This window comes from Paraburkholderia sp. BR10141 (assembly GCF_056155635.1).
In genome coordinates, this window is record NZ_JBMIQH010000006.1 from 299970 (window position 1) to 316396 (window position 16427).

At 64.2% G+C, this 16427-nt stretch carries 14 protein-coding genes and 1 tRNA gene; 8 read left to right on the forward strand and 7 right to left on the reverse strand.

Annotated elements, in window-relative coordinates; genetic code table 11:
• Positions 1 to 60: 60 nt before the first annotated feature.
• The 3 genes from ACOJB8_RS11705 to ACOJB8_RS11715 all read left to right on the forward strand — a co-directional run bounded on the left by ACOJB8_RS11705 (position 61) and on the right by ACOJB8_RS11715 (position 3134).
• Positions 61 to 366, forward strand: a complete 306-nt coding sequence (locus ACOJB8_RS11705) for a DUF4212 domain-containing protein (RefSeq protein WP_370684252.1) — start codon at positions 61 to 63, stop codon at positions 364 to 366.
• A complete protein-coding gene (locus ACOJB8_RS11710; RefSeq protein ID WP_342945487.1) occupies positions 363 to 2381 on the forward strand; it encodes a sodium:solute symporter family protein in 2019 nt (672 codons plus the stop codon). Before ACOJB8_RS11705 ends, ACOJB8_RS11710 begins: the two co-directional genes overlap by 4 nt.
• A 390-nt stretch (positions 2382 to 2771) precedes the next feature.
• Complete coding sequence (locus ACOJB8_RS11715) at positions 2772 to 3134, forward strand: hypothetical protein (protein ID WP_083245108.1); 363 nt, start codon at positions 2772 to 2774, stop codon at positions 3132 to 3134.
• A 114-nt stretch (positions 3135 to 3248) separates the two neighbouring features.
• On the opposite strand, the gene ACOJB8_RS11720 is transcribed toward ACOJB8_RS11715, so the two are convergent.
• A tRNA-Ser gene (locus tag ACOJB8_RS11720) sits at positions 3249 to 3339 on the reverse strand.
• A 220-nt stretch (positions 3340 to 3559) separates the two neighbouring features.
• On the opposite strand from ACOJB8_RS11720, the gene ACOJB8_RS11725 reads away from it, so the two are divergent.
• Positions 3560 to 4765 (forward strand): porin, encoded by a 1206-nt coding sequence (locus tag ACOJB8_RS11725; RefSeq protein WP_368604883.1) that lies wholly within the window; start codon positions 3560 to 3562, stop codon positions 4763 to 4765.
• Positions 4766 to 4851: 86 nt separating this feature from the next.
• On the forward strand, positions 4852 to 5523 hold the full coding sequence (locus ACOJB8_RS11730; protein WP_342945516.1) for a nitroreductase: 672 nt from the start codon (positions 4852 to 4854) through the stop codon (positions 5521 to 5523).
• A 36-nt stretch (positions 5524 to 5559) separates the two neighbouring features.
• On the opposite strand, the gene ACOJB8_RS11735 is transcribed toward ACOJB8_RS11730, so the two are convergent.
• Positions 5560 to 5976 carry an HIT family protein gene (locus tag ACOJB8_RS11735; RefSeq protein ID WP_475012635.1) on the reverse strand — a complete coding sequence of 139 codons (417 nt, stop codon included), beginning with the start codon at positions 5974 to 5976 and terminating at the stop codon, positions 5560 to 5562.
• Between the two features lie 234 nt (positions 5977 to 6210).
• On the opposite strand from ACOJB8_RS11735, the gene cfa reads away from it, so the two are divergent.
• On the forward strand, positions 6211 to 7374 hold the full coding sequence (cfa, locus tag ACOJB8_RS11740; protein WP_083245106.1) for a cyclopropane fatty acyl phospholipid synthase: 1164 nt from the start codon (positions 6211 to 6213) through the stop codon (positions 7372 to 7374).
• Between the two features lie 67 nt (positions 7375 to 7441).
• Here cfa and crcB read toward each other — a convergent pair whose 3' ends face one another.
• The 5 genes from crcB to ACOJB8_RS11765 form a co-directional block, all read right to left on the reverse strand.
• The gene (crcB, locus tag ACOJB8_RS11745; RefSeq protein ID WP_342945518.1) at positions 7442 to 7822 is read right to left on the reverse strand and encodes a fluoride efflux transporter CrcB; all 381 of its coding nucleotides are present in this window, start codon (positions 7820 to 7822) and stop codon (positions 7442 to 7444) included.
• Between the two features lie 181 nt (positions 7823 to 8003).
• Complete coding sequence (locus tag ACOJB8_RS11750) at positions 8004 to 8750, reverse strand: SDR family oxidoreductase (protein ID WP_069262494.1); 747 nt, start codon at positions 8748 to 8750, stop codon at positions 8004 to 8006.
• 123 nt (positions 8751 to 8873) lie between these two features.
• Entirely contained in the window at positions 8874 to 10352 is a 1479-nt protein-coding gene (gene styD, locus ACOJB8_RS11755; RefSeq protein ID WP_475012638.1) for a phenylacetaldehyde dehydrogenase StyD, read from the reverse strand.
• A gap of 44 nt (positions 10353 to 10396) precedes the next feature.
• Entirely contained in the window at positions 10397 to 11377 is a 981-nt protein-coding gene (locus ACOJB8_RS11760) for a hypothetical protein (RefSeq protein ID WP_475012640.1), read from the reverse strand.
• A 7-nt stretch (positions 11378 to 11384) separates the two neighbouring features.
• Positions 11385 to 13367 carry a primary-amine oxidase gene (locus ACOJB8_RS11765; RefSeq protein ID WP_475012642.1) on the reverse strand — a complete coding sequence of 661 codons (1983 nt, stop codon included), beginning with the start codon at positions 13365 to 13367 and terminating at the stop codon, positions 11385 to 11387.
• Positions 13368 to 13574: 207 nt separating this feature from the next.
• Here ACOJB8_RS11765 and ACOJB8_RS11770 point away from each other — a divergent pair, with 207 nt between their 5' ends.
• Positions 13575 to 14591, forward strand: a complete 1017-nt coding sequence (locus ACOJB8_RS11770) for an AraC family transcriptional regulator (RefSeq protein ID WP_475012644.1) — start codon at positions 13575 to 13577, stop codon at positions 14589 to 14591.
• A 310-nt stretch (positions 14592 to 14901) separates the two neighbouring features.
• Positions 14902 to 16356, forward strand: a complete 1455-nt coding sequence (locus ACOJB8_RS11775) for an APC family permease (RefSeq protein WP_083245105.1) — start codon at positions 14902 to 14904, stop codon at positions 16354 to 16356.
• Positions 16357 to 16427 lie beyond the last annotated feature (71 nt).

Sequence of the window (16427 nt, forward strand, 5' to 3'; positions counted from 1 at the left end):
ATGGCCGCGCCACACACGACTCCGCAGAACAATCTCAATCCATTGCCTGAGCCACCTCCGGTGAGCGAGGCGATGGCGCGCGCGCATCGGCGCTACTGGCGCTTCAATCTCGCGCTGATCGCCGTGCTCATGACGATTGGCTTCCTGGTCTCGTTCGTCGCGCCGCTCTTTGCGCGGCAGCTCGCCGACCTGCGCTTCGCAGGCTTCAGCCTGCCGTTCTACCTCGGCGCACAGGGCGCGATCCTGCTCTACGTGCTGCTCGTGGCGATCTATATCGTGCTGATGCAGCGCGCCGACCGCGTACTGCAAGCCGCGCTCGAAGCCGACATCGCCATTCGCGAAGCCAGCAAGGCACAGCAACGATGAGGCTTGCGCACCGGCTCATACGCTCCTATGCGTTGTACACGCTCGGCTTTCTCGCCTTCGTCTACGTGATGTGGCGTATCGAGCTTTCCACCGGCCCCGGCATGTGGATCGGCTATGTGTTCCTGTTCGTGCCGATCGCGGTATATGCGGTGATCGGGCTGCTTTCGCGCACCTCGGACCTCGTCGAATACTACGTGGCGGGGCGGCGTGTGCCGTCGTTCTTCAACGGCATGGCGACGGCCGCCGACTGGCTTTCCGCCGCGTCGTTCATCGGCCTTGCGGGTTCGCTCTACGCGAGCGGCTACGACGGCCTCGCTTACCTGATGGGGTGGACGGGCGGCTACTGCCTCGTCGCCTTCCTGCTGGCGCCGTATGTGCGCAAGCTCGCGCGCTACACGATCCCCGACTTCCTCGGCACGCGCTTTTCGAGCAACCTCGTGCGTGCGCTCGCCGTGCTCGCGACCATCCTCTGCTCGTTCGTCTATCTCGTCGCGCAGATCCAGGGCGTGGGGCTGATCGCCACGCGCTTCATCGGCGTGGATTTCGCCATCGGCATTTTCTGCGGGCTGGCGGGCATTCTCGTGTGTTCGTTTCTCGGCGGTATGCGCGCCGTGACGTGGACGCAGGTCGCGCAATACATCATTCTCATCGCGGCCATTCTGATTCCGGTTTCGCTGATCGCGCATCGCGACGGCCTCGGCTGGCTGCCGCAAGTCGACTACGGCAACGTGATGCAGCGCGTGGAAGCGCTCGAGCATGACGTGCGCGGTGCAAGCACCGAAGCCACCGTGCGCGACGCTTACCGCGAGCGCGCGGCGCAATGGCAGACGCGGCTCGACACGCTGCCGCAGTCGTACGTTGCGGAGAAGACGCACCTCGTCGAATCGCTCGCGAACCTGCGCCGCCACAACGGCCCGCTGCGCGATATCGATTCGCTCGAACGTGAATTGAGCGCCTTCCCGCGCGACGTGGATGCCGCACGCATGGTGTGGACGCGCCAGCGCGACGACCTGCTCGAGCGCGCCGCGCCGCCCGTGCCGATGAACGAACCGTTTCCCGCCGACGACGATGCCCAGCGGCGCATTCATCAACGCAACTTCCTGTCGCTGCTCCTGTGTCTTTCGCTTGGCACGGCGAGCCTGCCGCACATCCTCACTCGCTACAACACGACGACCTCGGTGGCCTCGGCTCGGCGCTCGGTGGGCTGGACGCTGTTTTTCGTCGCGCTCTTCTATCTGACCGTGCCGGTGCTCGCGGTGCTGATCAAGTTCGAGATCCTCACGCATCTGGTGGGGCAGCGCTTCGACGATCTGCCGCAATGGGTCATGCAATGGCGGCGTGTCGAGCCATACCTCATCAGCATTGCGGATATGAACAACGACGGCGTGGTGCGCTGGAGCGATATCCAGATGCAGCCTGACATGGTGGTACTCGCTGCGCCGGAAATCGCGGGGTTGCCGTATGTGATGTCGGGGCTCATCGCATCGGGTGCGCTCGCGGCTGCGCTTTCGACCGCAGACGGTCTGCTGCTCACGATCTCGAACGTGCTCTCACACGATGTGTACTACCACATGGTCAGTCCGGGCGCGTCGAGCCAGCGGCGCGTGACGATGTCGAAGATCCTGCTGCTCGGCGTGGCGCTGTTCGCCTCGTATGTGGCGTCGCTCAACGCGGGCAACATTCTTTTTCTGGTGGGGGCGGCGTTTTCGCTCGCGGCGTCGAGTCTTTTTCCGGTGCTTGTGCTCGGCGTGTTCTGGAAGCGCACGACGCGCCTGGGCGCCGTGGCCGGCATGATCGCGGGCCTGACCGTGTGCGTCTATTACATCGTCTCGACGTACCCGTTCTTCACGCAGCTCACGGGCTTCGCGGGCCCGCGATGGTTTGGCATCGAGCCCATCAGCTCTGGCGTGTTCGGTGTGCCCGCAGGCTTTCTCGTGGCGATCGGCGTGAGTCTCATCGATCGCAAGCCGGACGCGTATACGCTCGCGCTGGTGGACTATATCCGCCATCCGTGAGAGTGGGGACCTGATTGCCGGTGTGCGGTCGAGCACTTAAAAAACGGGCGGGCGAGGCGATACTGAAGTCCTCTCGTTCCCGCGCCGGTCCTCGAAGCAGTACGCGGGAATTCGGCGTCGGGCTGCGGCCCGACGCCTTTTTCTGCTTGCCTGTTCTGGTCGATTCGGACTTCCTTCCAACGTTGCGTGTTCAACGACCGGCGGCGCTGCTGTTCTCGTTGCGCCCATCAAGTCATGCGTTTTTTGTCCGATAACTAGCGGGAGCGTGCGATGCACGCGTGTCCGGCGCATCCGTAGATAGCCCTGGCGGCTACGGTACAATTTCGCGCGCCGCCGGCCTCGGACTCGTGGTGAATCGAGCCGAAAAAGGGCGTTTTCTCGGGGAAATCATTGAAGCGCGTTGCACTCAGCCTGATCATTTTCGGCGCCTTTACGGCGCCCGCCGCTTTTGCCAAATGCTGGGGCAACGATGCCTTCCAGAACTGCGTCGACGAATCGGGCAATTCGTACACGGTGCAGCGCTTCGGCAATACGTCTACCGTCAACGGGTATCAGCAGAAGCTGCCGGGCGAGGCCTGGGAGCAGACCGGCGCGTCGATTGGCGACACGACGTTCATCACCGGGCAGGCTGCCGATGGGTCGACGTGGACCGAGACGATCACGAACTACGGCAACGGCACGCGAACGATCTCGGGGATGGATGGCAAAGGGCTCGTGTACAACAAGTATTGCACTGTGAGCGGGTGTAATTGAGGGCGTTTGGACGTGCCCCGCGCACGTTATCCCCTCTCTGGCGGGCTATTTGATGGGCTGGAAAAACAAAAACCCCGTAAGTCATTGCGCTTACGGGGTTTCGGCGTTTTGTTCTGGCGGAGAGAGGGGGATTCGAACCCCCGATAGGCTATTAACCTATACACGCTTTCCAGGCGTGCGACTTAAACCGCTCATCCATCTCTCCGGCGGGAGGCGAATTATAGCAGACTCCGCGCGCCGGAGGAAAGCGCTCGCGCAGCGCCTGGCACGATCTGCGCTTTGCAAAGTCCATCGCGCACCCTAAGCAACGCAGAAATCGTTCGTTCCCCGCTTGCCGGGCATTCCGTAACGTTGCCGCGCCGGCCTTGCAGCCGCCTCGCAAGGACCGCGTAGCGACAACCACCACACGCAACGGAACGCCCCGCATGAACAACAAAAACGCCTCTTTCACACGCCGCCCGCTAACCGCCGCTCTCGCGCTCGCCTTCGCCGCGTCGGGCGCCACTATCGCCACGAGTGCCCACGCGCAAAGCAGCGTCACACTCTACGGCATCGTCGACGCGGGCCTCGCTTACGTGCACAACGCCCAGGGCGCGAACGGCCTGAACCAGTCCACGCTCGTCAAGCTCAGCAGCGGCAACCTTTCGGGCAGCCGCTGGGGCCTGCGCGGCACCGAGGATCTCGGCAACGGCCTCGCCGCCATCTTCCAGCTCGAAAACGGCTTCAACGTGGGTACCGGCGCGCTCGGGCAGGGCAGCCGCGAATTCGGGCGCAAGGCGATCGTCGGTCTTGCCAGCACGACGTGGGGCACGCTCACGCTCGGCCGCCAGTACGATCCGCTCGTCGATCTCGTGCAGCCGCTCACCGCTGACGGTCCGTTCGGCGGCGTGTTCGGCACGCCTGGCGACCTCGACAACTACGACAACAGCCTGCGCGTGAGCAACTCGGTCAAGTACGCGAGCCCGCTCGTCGCAGGGCTGCAGTTCGAGGCGCTGTACGGTTTTGGCGGCGTGGCCGGCGCGACCGGCAGCGGCCAGACTTACAGCTTCGGCGCCGCCTACTCGAACGGGCCGCTCTCGCTCGCGGCCGGCTATTTCTTCGCCAATGGCGGCAGCACGCTCACTGCCGGCGTGCGCAGCTGGACGAGCAGCTCGGATAGCCTCTTCAACACGGTCATCAATCAGGGCTTTGCGAGCGCAACCTCCATCCAGATCGTGCGCGCAGGCGGCAGCTATGCGGTGGGCGCATTGAGCTTCGGGCTGGCCTACTCGAACACCCAATACGCAAACGATGCGTACTCGACCTTCCACCAAACCGCCAAATTCAATAGCGGCTCGGCGTTCCTGAATTACCAGATCACACCGGCGCTGCGCGCGGGCGCGGGCTACAACTACACGTCGCTCACCGGGCCCTCGTCAGCGCACTACAACCAGGTGAACCTCGGCAGCGACTACTCGCTCTCCAAACGCACCGATCTCTACGCGCTCGCCGGTTACCAGAAGGCGAGTGGCCGCACGCTCGACGCAAAGGGTTCGAGTGTCGTTGCGCAGGCATCGATCGGCGACTTCGGCGTGAGTTCGGGCGCCGACAATCAGGCGCTTGTCGTAGTGGGTATCCGTCACAAGTTCTGACGCCAGAACGGAGCCACGCGGCGAGCGTCGGCAGCCGCGCAGGGGATCGCCGATAATGCTTCGTCGATCCCCCGAGGAGAATCTGCTTGAAGGTCAGCGAAGCCGTCACGAGCCGCAAGTCCGTGCGCCAGTTTTTGCCCGATCCGGTGGACCCCGCCGTCATTCGCCGGGTACTCGATACCGCTGCGCGCGCGCCTTCGGGCGGCAATCTGCAGCCGTGGCATGTTCATGTCGTGGGCGGCGAATCGCTCGCGAAGCTCAAGTCGATCATGGCCGATCGCATTGCGCAGGTGCCTGCGGGCGAGCCGATGGAGTACGACGTGTATCCGCGCGAGCTGGGTTCGCCATATCGCGAGCGTCGTTATCGGGTGGGCGAGGATCTTTACCGCAGCATCGACGTCGCGCGCGAGGACCGGCCGGGCAGGCTACGGCAATTCGCGCGCAACTACGCGTTTTTCGACGCGCCGCTCGCGCTCTTTTGCAGCGTAGATCGTCAGATGGGGCCGCCGCAATGGGCCGACCTCGGCATGTTCCTGCAGACGGTGATGCTGCTCCTGCGCGAAGCCGGCCTGCATAGCTGCGCGCAGGAATGCTGGGCGCGCTACGCGCAAAGCGTTGGCCAGTTTCTCGCGTTGCCGCGCGAACGCATGGTGTTCTGCGGCATGGCGATCGGTCACGAAGACCCGGACGCGCCCATCAACCAGTGGCGCTCGGCGCGGGTCCCGCTCGACGAATTCGTGCAATTCGACGGCGTTTAAGCGTCAAGAATAGCTAACGTTAGCAATACATATTGCTTACAGTGCAGCGCGAATGCGCGCGGCCAGCGCTTCGAGCTGCGCCATGTCGGCCATTTCACGCGCATGCGGGCGCAGTTCTTCGCCCGCGCGGCGCGGAATCAGGTGGAAGTGCACGTGCGGTACGGTCTGCCCGGCGGCGGCGCCGTTGAACTGCGCGATCAAGAGGCCTTCGGGCGCAAGCACCTTGCGCATCGCGACCGCCATCTTCTGCACCGTCGCCATCGCGGCGACGCCGGCTTCCAGTGAAAGCTCATAGATGAACTCGGCGCCTTCCTTCGGCAGCACGAGCAGGTGGCCTTCGGATTGAGGCATGACGTCCATGATCGCGAGCGTAGCGTCGTCCTCGTACACCTTGATGCAGGGTGCTTCGCCGCGCAGGATGCGCGCGAAGATGTTCTTGTCGTCGTAGGCCATTGTCGGTATCTCCAGTTCGGGCGCGCCGTTTGCTGGCGCCAGGGCGATGGGTTTCGTCGAGTTTGCGATTATGGCCCGCCCCGTATGGCTTGTGCGTGTTCCTGCACAATTTTTGAAGTAGGTGCATCATAGAGTTTCTCGCAGCGCGCGCGACGACGAATGTCTTGATAGCAACCTCTTGAATGGCATCGGAGCAAGGTACCAAGGACCCGACTCCTGCCGCATGGAGCACGTATGGCAACGACTGATCTCGAAGCAGCTCAACCCGTTCGTGAGGCCACCGTTTCCGGGGCCTGGCGGTTTATAGCCCAGCTATTGGCGCGCGCTGACGTGAAATTCAACGGCACACGGCCGTGGGACATGCGCATCCACGATCCGCAGTTACCCGAGCGCGTATTGGCGCTCGGCAACCTGGGCCTCGGCGAGGCCTACATGGACGGCCAGTGGGATTGCGAGCAACTCGACGAATTCTTCGCACATGTGTTGCGCGCGCATCTAGACGACCAGATCGATCCCTCCCGTCTCGTCTTCTACGCGCTCAAGGCGCGCCTCATGAACCGCCAGACCGTGCGCCGGGCATGGAAAGTGGGCCAGCAGCACTACGACATCGGCAACGAGTTCTACGAGGCCATGCTCGACAAGAACATGGCCTACACCTGCGGCTACTGGTCGGGCGGCGCGAAAACGCTTGACGAAGCGCAGGACGCCAAGCTCGATCTCATCTGCCGCAAGCTGGGCCTGAAGCCTGGCATGCGCCTGCTCGACATCGGCTGCGGGTGGGGCAGCCTTATGAAGTTCGCGGCCGAACACTATGGCGTGTCGTGCGTGGGCGTGACGATCTCGAAGGAGCAGGCCGCGCTCGGCGCCGAGCGCTGCAAGGATCTGCCGGTTGAATTCCGCCTGCAGGACTACCGGTTGCTCGACGAGAAGTTCGACCGCATTGCGAGCGTGGGCATGTTCGAGCACGTAGGCCCGAAGAACTATCGCACCTATATGGAAGTCGCGCACCGCTGTCTTGCCGACGACGGTCTGTTCGTACTGCACACCATTGGCAAGAACCGCCGCGACACCACGCCCGATCCGTGGATCGACAAATACATCTTCCCGAACGGCGAGCTGCCGACCATCGGCCAGATCGCCGACGCTTCGGGCGGCCTGTTCGTGGCCGAAGACCTGCATAACTTTGGCGCCGACTACGACCGCACGCTGATGGCCTGGCACGCGAATTTCGAGGCCGCGTGGCCGCGTTTCAAGGCGCAGATGGGCGAGCGCTTCTATCGCATGTGGCGCTACTACCTGCTTTCGTGCGCCGGAGCGTTCCGTGCGCGCGACATCCAGTTGTGGCAGTGGGTGTTTTCGAAGAACGGTTTGCTGGGCGGGTATCAGCGTCCCGCCTGATCTTCCCGTCGCATCACTAATGCGGCCGCGTTTCGCGAATGGCGAACGCGGCCGTTTTCGTTGCCGATCAGCGAACCAGTGCCGATACCGTTGCAATGCCAAGGATCGTCATGACGACCGAGGCGCACACGTGAATGGCGATTTCGCCCGCGGCCCAGCCGAAACGTCCGTGCTGCAGATGCGAAACGACTTCGGCTGAGAAGGTCGAGAACGTGGAGAGGCCGCCCATCAAGCCGGTAATGACAAAGAGGCGCCATTCGGCGGAGAGTTGGGGCATGCGCCCGAAATAGGCGACTGCGACGCCGATCACATAGCCCGCGATGATGTTCGACGCAAGCGTGCCGAGCGGCAGGTCAGGGTAGAGGGCATTCAGGCGTAGCCCGAGAACCCAGCGCAACAGCGAGCCGAGCGCGCCGCCAATGCCGACGGCGAGGATGGACAGATACATGGTCTGGAGTGGTTGAGGGCGCAATATGAGCCGGCGCGCCATGCCTCCGGCTCTGTCTTTCTACCGTTTTTCGACCACGGAGTGTAGCACCGGCCGGGACCGCCGGTTTCACGCCGCAGCGGTTTGCCCTGAGACCACGTCCCGCCCCGGGTTCTGCCGCGAAGCCACGCCGGGCGGCGTGTCAGACGATCCCGCCGTTCGCGCGCAGCACCTGGCCGTTGACCCAGCCGCCGTCCGGGCCCGCGAGGAACGACACGACATTTGCAATGTCGTCGGGTTGCCCGAGGCGCTGCAGCGGCGGCATGTTCGCGAAATGCTGGACCTGTTCTTCGGTCTTGCCGCTGAGGAATAGTTCTGTCGCCACCGGCCCCGGCGCCACCGCGTTCACGCAGATCGAGCGGCCGCGCAGCTCGCGTGCGAACACACGCGTGATCGTCTCCACGGCCGCCTTGCTGGCCGTATAGAGCGCGTAGCCCGGCAGATTCATCGCGAGCACGGAGGTCGAGAAGTTGATCACGCGGCCGCCATCCGCGAGTTTCGTCGCCGCTTCGCGCAGCGTGTTCAGCGTGCCGCGCACGTTGATGTCGAACGTTTCGTCGTAGATCGCGTCGGTCGAATCGGCAACTGTGACCGTCTTCATGATGCCCGCGTTATTCACGAGCAGTGTGGGCTGGCCCAGCGTTTCGGCGGTGTTGTCGAAGAGACGGCGCACGTCGTCGGTCTTCGCGACGTTCGCTTGCACCGCAATCGCGCGACCGCCGCCCGCCGCGATCTTCGCGACGAGTGCCTCGGCTTCGGCGCTGCGCGAAGCGTAGTTGATGACGACGGCGTAACCGTCGCGCGCGAGACGTTCGGCAATGGCGGCGCCGATGCCGCGCGAGGCGCCCGTGACGATGGCGACGCCGCGCGAATTCGTGGAGGCATTCATGATCGGAGTCCTTCTCGTAAGTGGTGAGAACGGGCTCGATCATGGACGAAACCGCGGCGGCGATCATTGCGCGCCGCCGGGTTTCATCATTCCATTTCGATTAACAATGCTGCACGGCGGCGCTCAGTAGGCGATGCAGACGGATTTCGTCTCCGTGTACGCGTCGATGATCGCGCGGCCATGCTCGCGGCCGATGCCCGAGGCCTTGAAGCCGCCGAAGGGCAATGCCGGGTCGACCATGTTGTGCGTGTTGACCCATACCGTGCCCGCCTGCACGCCGTCCACGACGCGCAGCGCGCGGTCGAGCTGGTTGGTCCAGACACTCGCGCCCAGACCGTACTCCGAAGCATTCGCCGCCGCGACGGCTTCTTCGACGTCGTCATACGGCATGGCGACGAGCACCGGCCCGAACACCTCTTCGCGCACGACGGTAAGCGGCTTGTTGGTCGCGTTCGCAATCACCGTGGGCTCGATGAAGAAGCCGGGCCGATTGCCGCCGCCGCCGCCCGCAACGACCTCGCCGCCTTCGGCGCGACCCTGCGCGATCATGCCGGCGACCTTGGCGCGATGGCGCGCCGAAACGAGCGGGCCCATCTGCGCGGCCGCATCGAAACCCGACCCGAGCACGGTTGCGCGCGCAACCTTAGCGATGCCATCGACGATCTCCTCAAAACGCGCGCGTGGCAGATAGAGGCGCGAGCCTGCCGTGCAGACCTGGCCGTGATTGAAGAAGATCGCGCCGGCTGCGCCTTCGATCGCGCGCTGCGGATCGCAGTCGTCGAGCACGATCACGGGGCTCTTGCCGCCCAGTTCCAGCGAGACGCGCTTGAGATCGCTCGCGCATTGCTTGCCGATGAGGCGGCCCACTTCGGTCGAGCCCGTGAAAGTGACCTTGCCCACCTGCGCATGACGAACTAGCGCTGCGCCCGCCGTCTCGCCCTGGCCCGTGACGACATTGAACACGCCCGGCGGAAAGCCGGCTTCGTGCGCGAGCTCGGCGAGGCGGATGGCCGTGAGCGGGGTTTCTTCGGCGGGCTTGAGTACCACGGTGCAGCCGCAGGCGAGCGCGGGCGCGATTTTCCAGACCGCCATCAGCAGCGGGAAATTCCACGGCACGATCGCGGCGACCACGCCCGCAGGCACGCGCCGCGTGGAGGCGTTATAGCGCACGCCGGGCGGGAAAGCGAGCGAGAGATCCACGGTGCTGCCCTCGATCTTCGTGGCCCAGCCGGCCATATAGCGCAGCCATTGCACGCTGCCGCCCACTTCGAGCATCTTCGAGAAGGCGAGCAGCTTGCCCTGGTTGAGCGTTTCGAGCGCAGCAAGTTCGTCGCTGTGCTGTTCGACGAGGTCGGCGAGTTTGAGCAGCAGGCGCTCGCGCGCGGCGGGCGCCATACGCCGCCACGTGTCGGCTTCGAAGGCGCGGCGCGCGGCAATGACGGCAGCGTCGATGTCGGCGTCGCTGGCGTCGGGCACCTGCGCGATCTCCGCGCCCGTGGCGGGATTGAATACGGCAAACGTGCGGCCGTTGCCGCTTTCGCTAAAACGTCCGTCGACGAACATTTGTGTGCGGATCGTGTGCGTGAAGTCCTGGCGGTCCATACCGTCTCCTGATTTCGGTAGTGATGCGAACGTTTTTCGGTGTTTCAGCGTAAGTCGATTGTGCTGCCCGTAGCGAGGGCGGCTGACGCGGGGTAGGGCGTGTGTGCACGGAATCGGCGTGGCATTGCGGATGCGTATGCGCATGCAAGATTGAGCGCGCCCGCAACGATGAACAGCGCGTAAAAGCCCTGTCCGAAGCCCCATGACGTGGTGGCGAGCGCCGCGCCTGCCAGCATGCCCGCGTGATGTGCGAGGCCCGGGCAGCCGGTACCCGAGGCGCGCGACGTTCGCCCGCCGCGTATGAGCGTGGGGAGCGTCAGGTAGTCGAGCACGGCGAATGCGGGGGCAGCAAGCGCAGCCCACGGCGCGAGGCAATCGGCCGTCAGCGCGGCGAGCAGTCCGCCACGCAATACGAAGAGCACGAGCAGTGCGCGCCGGTAATCGACGCGATCGGCGAGCCAGCCTGCGAGGCTCACCACGGCGAGTGACGTCACAACCTGCGTCACGGACATCGCAGTGCCGCCGCAGAGCGCGAAAAACTGGAAGCGCGCGAGCACGCCGCTCGACAGGCCTGCAAGCAGCGCGGGTGCGATGAGCAGCATGCCGTTGCGCCACACGGGCGCCGTTGCGTGCGTATGCACCGACCTTGCCGCGCTATCGCGCGTGCGCCGCAAGTGCATGCACGCCGCGGCGATCAAGGCGACGCCGCCCAGGATGAGCGGCGTCTGCGCGAGCGTTGCTCCTGCGTGCGCGCCGGCGCCCATTGCCGCCATCGTGAGTGCGAGTGCGCTCGCGATCGGCACCGTGGGGTGCGTGGCGAAGCTGCGCGCAAGCACGCCCGGAATCAACGCCATCGCAGGCAGGGCAAGCGCGCTCGCGGCGAATGCGGCAAACGGCGCGCCGGCCGGCATCGCCGCGATCATGACGCCTCCCGCAAGCGCGCTCGCGCCGCCCGTGATCGACGCCCAGACGCACAGCAGGCGTGCGGCGTGCATTACATCGAGGCGGCGCTCGCGCGGCATCATCGCGCGCTCACTGCTTGCTGTGGCAGCACGATTTTGCTTCGGGCGCGTCTGCGCGGTCCTGCACGCTGTGCGGATCGCGCCCGCCCGGCAGGTCCATCGCGGGATTGCCGTAGAAGAAGTTGTTGGGCTTGAGCATGAAGCCCGCATACTCCACCGGCATCACGGGGAAATCCTCGGGCTTGCACACGTGCGTGTGGCCGAAGCTGTGCCACAGCACGATGTCCTCGTTCTCTACGTTGCGGTTCGCCTCGATATAGCGCGGCAGGCCGTCGCCGCCGGCGTGCTGGTTCGGGTAGTCGCCGCTCGCGTAGCGCTGCGTCGTGTCGTACGGTGTGACCCACACGTGGCGCGTGGCGAAGCCGCCGCGCTGGCGCACCTTCGAGTCGGGATCGGCGAGCATGAGCGGCGAGTCGTTGATGATGAGCTTGTAGCCCGGATTCGCGCCGACGCGGTTCTTCACGTTCGGGTTCACCACTTTCCAGAAGCGCCCCGTCTGACCACTGGCGTTACGCGCCGCTTCCTGCTCGGTCTTGAGCACGCGCCTGGTCGTATCGAACACGTTGCCGTATGGATTCCCGGCACCCATCGCGCGCGGCACGAATTCGTGCTCGGTGACGGAGTTCTTCTCGCCGTCCACCATCATGTGCAAGCGCGCGTTGAAGAAGTGCTGATGCGTCGGGCCACCCAGGTTCTCTGTGACCATGCCGCCCCACGGGTAACTGTCGCCATCCGCCACCGCGGAAGTCTGGATGATGCCCGTGAGCTTGCATTCGAGCTGGATCGTACCGTCCTGATAGAAGTACCAGTAAAAGCCGTAATCGTAGTTGCCCACTGTTGCGAAGAACGAGATCACGAGGCGGCGCGAACGGCGCATCTCGAACACACCGGTGCGGAACTCGTAGTGCTTCCAGAGCGTGCCGTAATCCTCTTCGTGCAGACACACGGCGTTCTTCATGGTGAAGCCGTTGCCGAAGTCGTCGGCGGACGGAATGTCGAAATAGCGGATCGTGCCGAGGCAATCGCAGCCCAGTTCGAGCTGGTTCGCGAGCTTGCCGAGTCCGTATTCGCCCGCATCGAACGCGCTTTTCCAGTAATGGTTCGTGGTGGGGTCCGAGTAGGGCACGCACATCTCGGTCACGCTCGCGCGGTAGACGATCGGGCGCGGCGCGCTCTTGCCGTCGTCCCATGTGATCTGGTGCAGCACGAGCCCTTCGCGCGGCGTGAAACCCACGCGGAATTTCCAGTTCTGCCAGCTAACCTGCCAGCCGTCTATCGTGAAGCTCGGGCCTTCGGGCTGACTGATTGAGAGCGGCTTGACGGTGTCACGCGGCTTGCCGAGGCTCGGCGTGTCGTAGTTGTGCCTGGCGCGCGGAATGGGGATGATGCGGCCGTCGTCGATCAGCTCGATCACCTTGTGCGCGAGCAGGTCCACCACGGCGACGACGCCTTCGATGGGGTGCGCGTAACCGTTGTCGGTCAGGGATTCCCGGTAGTAGCTTACGCAACGCACGAGGCGGCGGCCATTCTCGTTCAGGCGGTCGAACGCGCCGGCGGAGAACGGATCGACCTGCACGCGCTCGAGTTCGTCTTCGGTGAGGCCGCGCTTTTTCACGGCCTCGCGCCATGCTGCGTCTTCCTTGACGATGCGCTCCGCGTTCATGAAGTCTTCGATCATCACGGGCGGCTGGCCATAGGGCGCGTTTTGCAAGGCGAGCGCCTTACGCGATTCCACTTTCTTCTCGCGCAGGTCCACCACGAATTCGAGCGTCTGGCTGCGGGTGCGATCGATCACGATGACGAAGGCGCGGCGCGAGAAGTAATCGCCATGCTTGTACGCGAGCACTTCCGCCTTGGGCGGCTCGCACAGTTCGGTGACAGGAAAGCGCCCAAAATCATCGAGCTGCTCGGCGGCTTTCACGATGTCACAGGCCAGCTGCATTTCGGCGAGGCTCAACGGGTCGAGCGGATGCGCGTTCGGATTCGTGTTCATAAGCATTTCGTAAGGATGGCGTTGGGCGCAACAGGGCATGGGACGGTATGAAGAAACCGCATTCGTCTCATGCGATGTCGATGGGTCAATCGTAGAAACGCCGCATTTTTTTCGCGCTTGCAAAACGCGCCAAAGGGGCGATAGAGTGCGCCAGAGACGATCGACTGTTAAATCCGTCGGCGCATACAGGCCCTAATGGAGCGAGACATGAAAAGAGTGCCTGTCAATAGCGGTTTCCCGATGATTCGCGGTGCCGTGATGGGTCCCATCGTGCGTGCACTCGACGCCGCCGGTGCGGACTGCGATGCATTACTGGCCGAGTTCGGCCTGAGTCGCCGGCAGCTTTCCAATCCGTACGAAATCGTGGCGCTCGGGCGCTACGTGGGCGCGTTCGAACGCGCGGCGCAGGTCCTCGACGAACCCTTTCTCGGCCTGCGCTTAGGCGCCGAATTGCAGCTCACGGAACTGGGGCCGGCTGGCCTCGTGTTCATGTCGTCGCCTACACTCGGCGCCGCAATCCGTAAGTTCACCGACGCGCTCGGCTCGTGGCAAAGCGCGACGGCCGTCGATCTCGTGAGCGACAACGCATGGCCGATGTGGAGCTATCGCATCGCGCATACGCAAATCTGGCCGCGCCGGCAGGACGCCGAGTACAGCGTCTCCGCCATGTGCCACATGATTCGCCAGGTGCGAGGCGCAGCATGGACGCCGTGCGAGATTCATTTCGAGCACGCCGCGCCCGAGGACCTCAAGCCTTATTTGCGCCTCTTTCGCGTGCCCGTGCGCTTCCAGCAGCCGGCCAACGGTGTGGTCCTGCACCCGCACGATCTCGACACGCCGCTCAAGAGCGCCGACGTGCAGATGGCGCGCATGATGGAGCGCCACGCCACCGACCTGATTTCGCGCGACACGATTCCGCATACGCTCGTGGACCAGGTGCGCGATCTCGTGACGCGCCGGCTCGCGCGCGAAAAGCTCGTGGTCGGCGATATCGCCAAGGACCTCGGGCTTTCGGACCGCTCCTTGCAGCGGCATCTCGCCGACGCCGGGACCTCTGTGCGCCAGATCATTCGCGAAGAGCGCGAGCGCAGCGTGGCGGTGCTGCGCGAGCAGGAGGGCATGACCAACGCTGCCGTGGCCCGCGCCGTGGGTTATGCCGACGCCACCGTGCTATGGCGTGCGACGCGCAACTGGGGCCGTGCAGGCGCCAAGCGAACCCGCTAGCGCGCAAATCGTGAAAGAGAATTGACGGCGTTCAGTAAGCTTGTGGGCTGAAGTACGGATTCCCGGCTCGCGGCATTAATCAGGATACCGAAGGTAATATCGACCGCTTCAGCGCGGTTAAGTGAAAACCCGCTCCAGCCTTGGCGCACTTTATCGAGTAATTGGCGCGTTGCGCCAAGTCGGCGAGTTTATTAGCTGCCTACCATGCGCTCAATCCGAATCGGGAAATTCGATTCGTCGAGCGCCGGAGGCACGCGGTTCTTCATCGTGTCGTACGGCGAACCCAGAACAGACACCCGCAGAGGCAACGATGAACGAACCGTATTCTTCTCCCGCTCACCTCGTTGGAGACAACGCGGCAGTGGACTCACAGCGCAGCCTGCTCGGGCTTTGGCAGATCGTCTTTCTCGTCATTTCCGCGGCGGCGCCGCTCACCGGCATGCTGGGCGCGGTGCCACCCGCCATCAGCCTCGGCAATGGCGCGGGAATTCCCGGCGCATTCGTGATCGCGGGCGTCGTGCTGCTCGTGTTCAGCGTGGGCTTCGCTTCAATGAGCCGCCACATCGTGCGTGCCGGCGCGTTCTACGCGTACATCACGGCGGGTTTCGGCCGACCTGTTGGCATGGCCGGCGCACTCGTCGCGCTGCTCTCGTACACGAGCATCCAGATCGCGTTGTACGGCCTGTTCGGTTTCTTCTGCACGGTGGTGCTCGGGCCACTGCTGCATAGTTCGCTGCCGTGGTACGCGTATTCATTCGCGTGCCTCGTCGTCGTGCAGTTCACCGGCATTCGCGGCATCGACCTGAACAGCCGCCTGCTCGGCGTGCTCATGTGTCTCGAACTCGGCATCCTGCTGCTGCTGAGCCTCGCGATCGTGATTCATCATGGTGGACCGGATGGCCTGACGCTCGCGCCGTTTTCGCCGCGCCACGTTTTCAGCGGCCACCTCGGCATCGCGGTGATGTTCGCGCTCGCGTCGTTCATCGGTTTCGAGGCCACGGCGATCTACGGCAAGGAGTGCCGCGACCCGAAGGTGACGGTGCCGCGCGCCACCTATGTTTCCGTCACGCTGATTCTCGTGTTTTTTGCGTTCGTCACGTGGGCTATCGTTTGCGCCTATGGCATCAGCAACGTCACGGACGTCGCGACGAAACAGCCGGGCGACTTCTGGTTCATCCAGTCGACGAAGTACCTGGGCGGCGCGATGACCACGACGATGAGCTTCCTGCTGCTTTCCAGCATCTTCGCGAGCCTGCTGTCGTTCCACAACACGATCGTGCGTTACATCCACGCGCTTGCGGGTGAGGGGATTCTTCCCGCGGTGCTCGATCGCCTGCATCCGAAGTATGGATCGCCGTATCTCGCGAGCTATCTGCAGACACTTTCGGTCGCTGTGCCGGTGGGCCTTTTCGTTCTCGCGGGCAGCGATCCGTTCAACATCGTGTTCAGCTGGGGCTCGGCGCTCGGCACCATCGGCATCGTCATGCTGCAGGCGGTCACGAGTTTTTCGGTGGCGGCGTTTTTCCGCGCCACGAAGAAGGACACGCGACTGTGGCACGCGTTCCTCGCGCCGGTGCTGGGCGGCTGCGGTCTGCTCTCCATCGGCATCGTGCTGATCGGCAATCTCGACGCGCTCGCCGGTTCCGATAGCCCGGTCGTACGTGCGTTCCCATGGGTCGTGCTCGCGGTGGCGCTGATCGGCGTGCTGATTGCTTTCGTGCTCAAGCGTTCGCGGCCGGACATCTACGCGCGCTTCGGCCAATAACGACTTGCCCGGGACGCGTCTCGCGTCAAGCCCTCGATTCCCGCAGTTCCTGACTCGTGCGGCGCGCTCCC

What these genes read in the sequence shown, in the direction of transcription:
- ACOJB8_RS11710 (WP_342945487.1), top strand. Translation starts at nt 363, where the DNA reads ATGAGGCTTGCGCACCGGCTCATACGCTCCTATGCGTTGTACACGCTC.
- ACOJB8_RS11725 (WP_368604883.1), top strand. Translation starts at nt 3,560, where the DNA reads ATGAACAACAAAAACGCCTCTTTCACACGCCGCCCGCTAACCGCCGCT.
- ACOJB8_RS11735 (WP_475012635.1), bottom strand. Translation starts at nt 5,976, where the DNA reads ATGGCCTACGACGACAAGAACATCTTCGCGCGCATCCTGCGCGGCGAA.
- cfa (WP_083245106.1), top strand. Translation starts at nt 6,211, where the DNA reads ATGGCAACGACTGATCTCGAAGCAGCTCAACCCGTTCGTGAGGCCACC.
- crcB (WP_342945518.1), bottom strand. Translation starts at nt 7,822, where the DNA reads ATGTATCTGTCCATCCTCGCCGTCGGCATTGGCGGCGCGCTCGGCTCG.
- ACOJB8_RS11750 (WP_069262494.1), bottom strand. Translation starts at nt 8,750, where the DNA reads ATGAATGCCTCCACGAATTCGCGCGGCGTCGCCATCGTCACGGGCGCC.
- styD (WP_475012638.1), bottom strand. Translation starts at nt 10,352, where the DNA reads ATGGACCGCCAGGACTTCACGCACACGATCCGCACACAAATGTTCGTC.
- ACOJB8_RS11760 (WP_475012640.1), bottom strand. Translation starts at nt 11,377, where the DNA reads ATGATGCCGCGCGAGCGCCGCCTCGATGTAATGCACGCCGCACGCCTG.
- ACOJB8_RS11765 (WP_475012642.1), bottom strand. Translation starts at nt 13,367, where the DNA reads ATGAACACGAATCCGAACGCGCATCCGCTCGACCCGTTGAGCCTCGCC.
- ACOJB8_RS11770 (WP_475012644.1), top strand. Translation starts at nt 13,575, where the DNA reads ATGAAAAGAGTGCCTGTCAATAGCGGTTTCCCGATGATTCGCGGTGCC.
- ACOJB8_RS11775 (WP_083245105.1), top strand. Translation starts at nt 14,902, where the DNA reads ATGAACGAACCGTATTCTTCTCCCGCTCACCTCGTTGGAGACAACGCG.